General features: G+C 67.6%; 6 protein-coding genes. 2 read left to right on the top strand and 4 right to left on the bottom strand.

What is annotated here, in order from left to right; translation table 11 throughout:
- Nucleotides 1-911 (bottom strand): aldehyde dehydrogenase family protein (locus E5198_RS07380; RefSeq protein ID WP_136489356.1); only part of this gene is annotated, 911 nt, incomplete at its 3' end.
- A 356-nt stretch (nucleotides 912-1267) separates the two neighbouring features.
- Between E5198_RS07380 and E5198_RS07375 the strand changes: the two genes are divergently transcribed.
- The gene (locus E5198_RS07375) at nucleotides 1268-2335 is read left to right on the top strand and encodes an AraC family transcriptional regulator (RefSeq protein ID WP_136489355.1); all 1068 of its coding nucleotides are present in this window, start codon (nucleotides 1268-1270) and stop codon (nucleotides 2333-2335) included.
- Nucleotides 2336-2359: 24 nt separating this feature from the next.
- On the opposite strand, the gene adhP is transcribed toward E5198_RS07375, so the two are convergent.
- The 3 genes from adhP to E5198_RS22325 form a co-directional block, all read right to left on the bottom strand.
- Nucleotides 2360-3388, bottom strand: a complete 1029-nt coding sequence (gene adhP, locus E5198_RS07370; RefSeq protein ID WP_136489354.1) for an alcohol dehydrogenase AdhP — start codon at nucleotides 3386-3388, stop codon at nucleotides 2360-2362.
- A 159-nt stretch (nucleotides 3389-3547) separates the two neighbouring features.
- Entirely contained in the window at nucleotides 3548-3877 is a 330-nt protein-coding gene (locus E5198_RS07365; RefSeq protein WP_136489353.1) for a hypothetical protein, read from the bottom strand.
- 528 nt (nucleotides 3878-4405) lie between these two features.
- The gene (locus E5198_RS22325) at nucleotides 4406-5020 is read right to left on the bottom strand and encodes a PAS domain-containing protein (protein ID WP_136489352.1); all 615 of its coding nucleotides are present in this window, start codon (nucleotides 5018-5020) and stop codon (nucleotides 4406-4408) included.
- 356 nt (nucleotides 5021-5376) lie between these two features.
- Here E5198_RS22325 and E5198_RS07355 point away from each other — a divergent pair, with 356 nt between their 5' ends.
- Nucleotides 5377-6747: an NAD(P)/FAD-dependent oxidoreductase gene (locus tag E5198_RS07355; protein WP_136489351.1), complete on the top strand. Its 1371-nt coding sequence runs from the start codon at nucleotides 5377-5379 to the stop codon at nucleotides 6745-6747.
- Nucleotides 6748-6764: the final 17 nt, after the last annotated feature.

The raw sequence follows: 6764 nt of genomic DNA, 5'->3' as shown, positions 1-6764 counted from the left end.
GGGCAGGTGCACACCTCGCCCTGGTTGAAGAAGGCCAGCACCAGGCCCTCGGCGGCCTTCTCGATGAACGCAGGCTCGGCGCGCATGATGTCTTCGAAGAAGATGTTCGGCGACTTGCCGCCCAGTTCGACGGTGCTGGGGATGATGTTCTCGGCGGCGCACTTGAGGATGTGCGAGCCAACCGGGGTGGAGCCGGTGAAGGCGATCTTGGCGATGCGCTTGCTGGTGGCCAGCGCCTCGCCGGCCTCGCGGCCGAAGCCCTGGACGATGTTCAGCACGCCCGGCGGCAGCAGGTCGGCGATGATCTCGGCCAGCACCATGATCGACAGCGGGGTCTGCTCGGCGGGCTTCAGCACGATGCAGTTGCCGGCGGCCAGCGCCGGGGCCAGCTTCCAGGCCGCCATCAGCAGCGGGAAGTTCCACGGGATGATCTGGCCGACCACGCCCAGCGGCTCGTGGAAGTGGTAGGCGGCGGTGGTGTCGTTGATCTCGGCGGCGCTGCCTTCCTGGGCGCGGATGCAGCCGGCGAAGTAGCGGAAGTGGTCAGCGGAGAGCGGCACGTCGGCGTTGAGGGTCTCGCGCACGGCCTTGCCGTTGTCCCAGGTCTCGGCGACGGCGAGCACTTCCAGGTTCTGCTCGATGCGGTCGGCGATCTTCAAGAGGATGTTGGCGCGATCCTGCACCGAGGTACGACCCCAGGCATCGGCGGCGGCGTGGGCGGCGTCCAGCGCCAGCTCGATGTCGGCGGCATCGGAGCGCGGGAATTCGGCGATCGCTTCGCCGGTGACCGGCGTGGTGTTGGTGAAGTAGCGGCCGTTGACCGGCGCGACGAACTCACCGTTGATGTAGTTGCCGTAGCGCGGCTTGAGGGAAAGGATGGCGCCTGCGCTGCCCGGTTGTGCGTAGATCATGCGGGTTCTCCGAAACGACGATTCTTGTAGTTGTGGCGCTGCGCACTGACGGCGGGGCGCGGCGGCCTGGAGACGATCATGCGCCGCCCGTCCCCGCCTGACTTGACCGTCGCGGAGAGGTGCTGTCGTGCGAAGTCAACTTTTGCGTCGCCGCCGGCCGCGTGTCACCCGCGGTCAAATCGCCCGTGGCGTTGCGCTGCGGGTGTTTCCAAACCACCCGCCTTGCGCACCGTCCCGGTGCGGAACGCTTCCGGCGCCGGCCTGTGAACCGCGCCAGCGCTGGGGTGGCGCGGCATGCGAGAGCCCGGCGCGGAACTTGCTTGGGATTGCCGGTTGTTCCTGCGGAGAGTTCCACCATGAGCCCGTTGCTCGCCCCTCCTGCCGGCCTGGCCGGCCTGCCGGAGTTGTCCGCCCAGCGCCACAGCGGCGTGCTGGCCGCGGCCGCCAGCGGCCTGTGCAGCTTCATCGACCGGCACGGCGGCGATCCCGACCGTATCCTCGGCGTCTCGGGCATCGACCCCGAGCAATTGCAGCACCCGACCCTGAGCCTGGCGCTGCCCAACTACTGCCAGGTGCTGGAAGAAGCGGCGCGGCAGTCCGGCTGCGACAACTTCGGCCTCTACTACGGCCAGCAGTTCAGGCCGCAGGAACTCGGCCTGCTCGGCTACATCGGCCTGTGCTCGGCGACCCTCGAGCAGGCGCTGATCAACTTCGCCCGCGCCTTCCCGCTGCACCAGCGCAACAGCCTGATCCGCCTGGTCGACGAGGGCGAGTGCTACCGCTTCGACTACCAGGTGCGCCACGGCGCCATCCTGGTCCGCCGCCAGGATGCCGAGCTGACCCTGGGCATGGCTCTCAACCTGATCCGCCACGTGCTGGGCAGCCAGTGGGCGCCGCGCGCCGTGCACTTCGAGCACCCGCGCCCGGAGCACTGGCACGAGCACTGCAAGGTGTTCGACGCCCCGGTGTACTTCGAGCAGCCGTGCAATTCGCTGCTGATCCCCAAGCGCGACCTCGGCCGCGCCATGCCCGAGCACAACCCGACCCTGCTGCTGGTGATGCAGGACTCGCTGCGCCAGCTCAGCCTGGCCGGCCGCGAGGCACCGAACATCGTCGACGACACCCGCGCCCGGGTGCGCCAGCAGCTGCTGGCCGGCGAGCCGAGCCTGGAGGATGTCGCCGAGCAGATGGGCCTGGCCAGCTGGTCGCTGCAGCGCCGCCTGCGCGAGCAGGGCCTCACCTTCAGCCAGCTGGTCGACAAGGTGCGCTGCGAGCTGGCCACCCACTACCTGCGCCAGCAGCAGCTGCCGATCTCCGAGCTGGCGCCGCTGCTCGGCTACTCGGAAACCAGCGCCTTCTCGCGCGCCTTCCGCCGCTGGTTCGGCGTCAGCCCGCGGCAGTGGCGCCAGGGCGGCGCGCACTGAGCGACGCCCGCCCCGGCGGCTGGCTCAGGCGCCGAAGTCGAGGACGATGCGCCCCTCGATCTGCCCCCTGTGCATGCGGGCGAAGATGTCGTTGATGTTTTCCAGCGGCTCGCTGGCGACCGTGGCGTGCACCTTGCCCTGGCCGGCGAAGTCCAGCGCCTCCTGCAGGTCCAGGCGGGTACCGACGATGGAGCCGCGCACCGTGGTGCCGTTGAGCACCATGTCGAAGATCGACAGGCTGAACTCGCCGGGCGGCAGGCCGTTGAGGGCGACGGTGCCGCCGCGGCGGGCCATGCCCAGGGCCTGCTCGAAGGCCTTCGCCGAGACGGCGGTGACCAGCACGCCGTGCATGCCGCCGACCTCCTGCTGCAGGTAAGCCGCCGGGTCCTGCTGGCGGGCGTTGACGGTGAGGCTGGCGCCGAGCCGCCGGGCGAACTCGAGCTTGGCGTCGTCGACGTCCACCGCGGCGACGTTCAGGCCCATGGCGCAGGCGTACTGCACGGCCATGTGACCGAGGCCGCCGATGCCGGAGATCGCCACCCACTGGCCCGGACGGGTATCGGTCATCTTCAGGCCCTTGTAGACGGTCACTCCGGCGCAGAGGATCGGCGCGATCTCGACGAAGCCGACGTTGTCCGGCAGACGGCCGACGTACTCGGCCTCGGCCAGCGCGTATTCGGCGAAGCCGCCGTTCACCGAGTAGCCGGTGTTGTGTTGCGCGAGGCAGAGGGTTTCCCAGCCGCCCAGGCAGTGCTCGCAATGGCCGCAGGCGGAGTGCAGCCAGGGAATGCCGACCCGGTCGCCTTCCCTGATGTGGGTGACCCCGGCGCCCACGGCGACCACGTGGCCGACGCCCTCGTGGCCGGGAATGAACGGTGGCTGGGGCTTGACCGGCCAGTCGCCCTGGGCGGCGTGCAGGTCGGTGTGGCAGACGCCGCAGGCGGCGATCTTCACCAGCAGTTGGCCGGGACCGGGGGTGGGTACCGGTACTTCGCGGATCTCCAGCGGCTTGCCGAATGCGGCGACAACCGCCGCTTTCATCGTCTTGGCCATGATGATGGCCCTCGTCGAGCGGATGGATGACCCATTCAGTAAAGACCGCCCGGTGTGGCTCGCCAGACCAGGGGACGGAAGGCGGATGAGCGCGCAAAAAAAAAGCCTGACCCGCGAGGGTCAGGCAAAACTGAGGGTTGTTGCTCGTTTCAGCCGCGATCAGCAGTAGCGATCGATGTAGGCGATCTCGGGCTGGCTGCGAACTGCCGGCCATTCCTGTTGCAGGGTCTGGTACACGCGGCCGATGAATTCCTTGTCGGCGGCGGCCTTCTTGCCCACGTAGCCCTTGCCGCGGTGGTAGGTGCGCAGGCGGGCGCGCATGCCGGGGGTGCGCTTCTCGAATTCGTCCTCGCCGAGTTCCGGTGCCAGGGTGTCCAGGTGCACCTCGCCGCACTCGCTGATCCACAGGATGTGGCTGCCGTGGGTGTCCTTGCGGGTGGCGAACAGCTTGGCCAGGTCTTCGGGAGTGTGCTGGTTGTTCAGATTCATGGTGTGAGCCCCTTAATTGTCGGTCGAAAACGTCGATTCTGAATTTGGGTGGACCCGGATACCGTCGGCGGTAGGCCGACGAGTGCACGCTGGGTCGCCTCTCAACCTGAGCCTGATGTAGCGCTGATCCAAGCGAGCTACAGAAGGCGGCAGAGCGTTGAAGCCTGCGGCGGGATCGCAGGGTCGGGGAGCAGGAGGTGGACGTTCGAAGATGCGGGAAGGCTCAACCGAGCAGCATACGGCCTTGGCCAGCATCATGAAGACGTTTCACCAGCGCTTCTCGTCCGCAGACGAACTTGCCAGTCAACTTCATCAGTCTGCCTTGTGGGCAGTACAAGCACGGGAGTCCGGCTGGTGGGCCGGAGAGACGCTGGAACCCCTTGCCAGGGCCCCCGCGTCTGGGAGTGGCTTCATCCTGCAATGCGGGATGGGCCCTCGTCAACAGTTTTGTAGCGTTTTTTTTGCCGCACTACAAAAGCACTACGGAAAGCCAGTACCAAGGTAGCGAGTCGGCCTGGATGAATGCCGCTAACGCGCCATCACCACCCCCTCCAGCTCCAGCACCTCGCCGCTGCCTGCGTAGATGCCGCAGCCGCGCTCCTGCACCGGACGCTCGCTGCCGTCGGCGCACAGCAGGCGGTAGTCGACGCTGAAGGGGCGGCCTTCCTGCAGGCCGCGCTGCACCGCCAGCCACACCCGCTGGCGGTCGGCGGGATGGATCAGGCTGTTCCAGCTCAGCCGCCGGCTGCCGACCAACTGCGCGGGGCTGTAGCCGGTCAGCGCCAGGCAACCGCCGCTGACGTAGGCCATGCTCCAGTGCGGGTCGTTGCGGCAGCGGTAGAGCATCAGCGGCAGGTCGTCGAGCAGGTTGCCCAGATCCTGCGGGCCGACCGCCAGGTGACGCACCTCCGGCAGCGACGCCTCCCGCTGCTCGCCGGAACGATGGGCCCAGGCCGCCAGCTCCAGGCGCGAATGCAGGCCGAGCTTGCTCAGCAGGTGGCGGACGTGAACCTTCACCGTGCCGTCGCTGATGCCCAGCTGGCGGGCGATCAGCTTGTTGCTCAGGCCCTCGGCGATCAGCGCCAGGGTCTGCCGTTCCCGTTCGGTCAACTCGGGCGCGCCCGGCCCCGGGGCGCCCATCATCCCCGCTCTCCCAGCCGGCGGGTGGGCATGTTCGCGTGCGACGCCATGGGTAGTCCCTCGCAGAAAGGATCGCCGGAACCACGCAGCAAGTTCCGTGCCCCAGGCGCGTCGCCGCGCGAAACCTGCAGGAAACCATCTTTCCCTCCAGGCATATCAACCCCCCCTGCACCAACGCGAAGCAGAGCGTCCGTTGCCCGCCTGTTCGCGGTGCTTCAGCGCCGATCAGCCACCGATCTACCTCCAACGGCGTATCTCCACCGGCAGAGTTTCGCCGCGGCGCGGTCACGGTAGCGTAATTCGCAACGGGAAATTTTGTTTCCCAAGAATCCGCCACTCACCGTTCCCAGGAGCTGACCATGACCACTCGCATCGCCATCATCGGCGCCGGCCCCTCGGGCCTTGCCCAGCTGCGCGCCTTCCAGTCCGCCAGGGCCAAGGGCGCCGAGATCCCCGAACTGGTCTGCTTCGAGAAGCAGCAGGACTGGGGCGGCATGTGGAACTACACCTGGCGCACCGGCCTCGACGAGAACGGCGAGCCGGTGCACGGCAGCATGTACCGCTACCTGTGGTCGAACGGGCCCAAGGAGTGCCTGGAGTTCGCCGACTACACCTTCGACGAGCACTTCGGCCGGCCGATCGGCTCCTACCCGCCGCGCGAAGTGCTGTGGGACTACATCAAGGGCCGCGTGGAGAAGGCCGGCGTGCGCGACTACATCCGCTTCAACAGCGCGGTGCGCCAGGTCAGCTTCGATCCGGCCAGCGGCCTGTTCACCGTCAGCGTGCACGACTACACGAAGCACGAAACCTACGCGGAAACCTTCGACTACGTGGTCTGCGCCAGCGGCCACTTCTCCACCCCCAACGTGCCCTACTTCCCGGGCTTCGAGAGCTTTGCCGGCCGGGTGCTGCACGCCCACGACTTCCGCGACGCGCTGGAGTTCAAGGGCAAGGACGTGCTGATCGTCGGCGCCAGCTACTCGGCCGAGGACATCGGCTCGCAATGCTACAAGTACGGCGCTCGCTCGATCACCAGCTGCTACCGCAGCGCGCCCATGGGCTACCGGTGGCCGGCCAACTGGGAGGAGAAGCCGCTGCTGGAGCGCGTCGAGGGTCACAGCGCCTGGTTCGCCGACGGCAGCCACAAGCACATCGACGCGGTGATCCTGTGCACCGGCTACAAGCACCACTTCCCCTTCCTGCCCGAGGAACTGTGCCTGAAGACCGACAACCGCCTGTGGCCGCTGAACCTGTACAAGGGCGTGTTCTGGGAGCCCAACCCGAAGCTGATCTACCTGGGCATGCAGGACCAGTGGTACAGCTTCAACATGTTCGACGCCCAGGCCTGGTACGTGCGCGACGTGCTGCTCGGCCGCATCGCCCTGCCCGGGCGCGAGGAAATGCACGCGGAGAACCTCGCCTGGCGCGCCGAGGAGGAAACCCTGCAGGACGCCAGGGAAATGTTCGAGTTCCAGGGCAAGTACATCCAGCAGCTGATCGACGCCACCGACTATCCGCGCTTCGACATCGCCGCGGTGAACCAGACCTTCCTGCAATGGAAGAAGGACAAGTACGCGGACATCATGGGCTACCGCGACAAGTGCCATCGCTCGCTGATGACCGGCACCCTGGCCACCCCCCACCACACCCCCTGGCTCGACGCGCTGGACGACTCGATGGCCGCCTACCTGTCCGACCAGCCGGAGCAGTCGCTCAAGGCGGTCGGCTGACACCCGTAGGGTGCGCC

It is taken from the genome of Pseudomonas sp. A-1 (assembly GCF_004801855.1).
In the GTDB taxonomy this organism is placed as follows: Bacteria; Pseudomonadota; Gammaproteobacteria; order Pseudomonadales; family Pseudomonadaceae; genus Geopseudomonas.
Note: the sequence above shows the minus strand (reverse complement) of the source record. Positions and strands in the feature narration are given on the sequence as shown.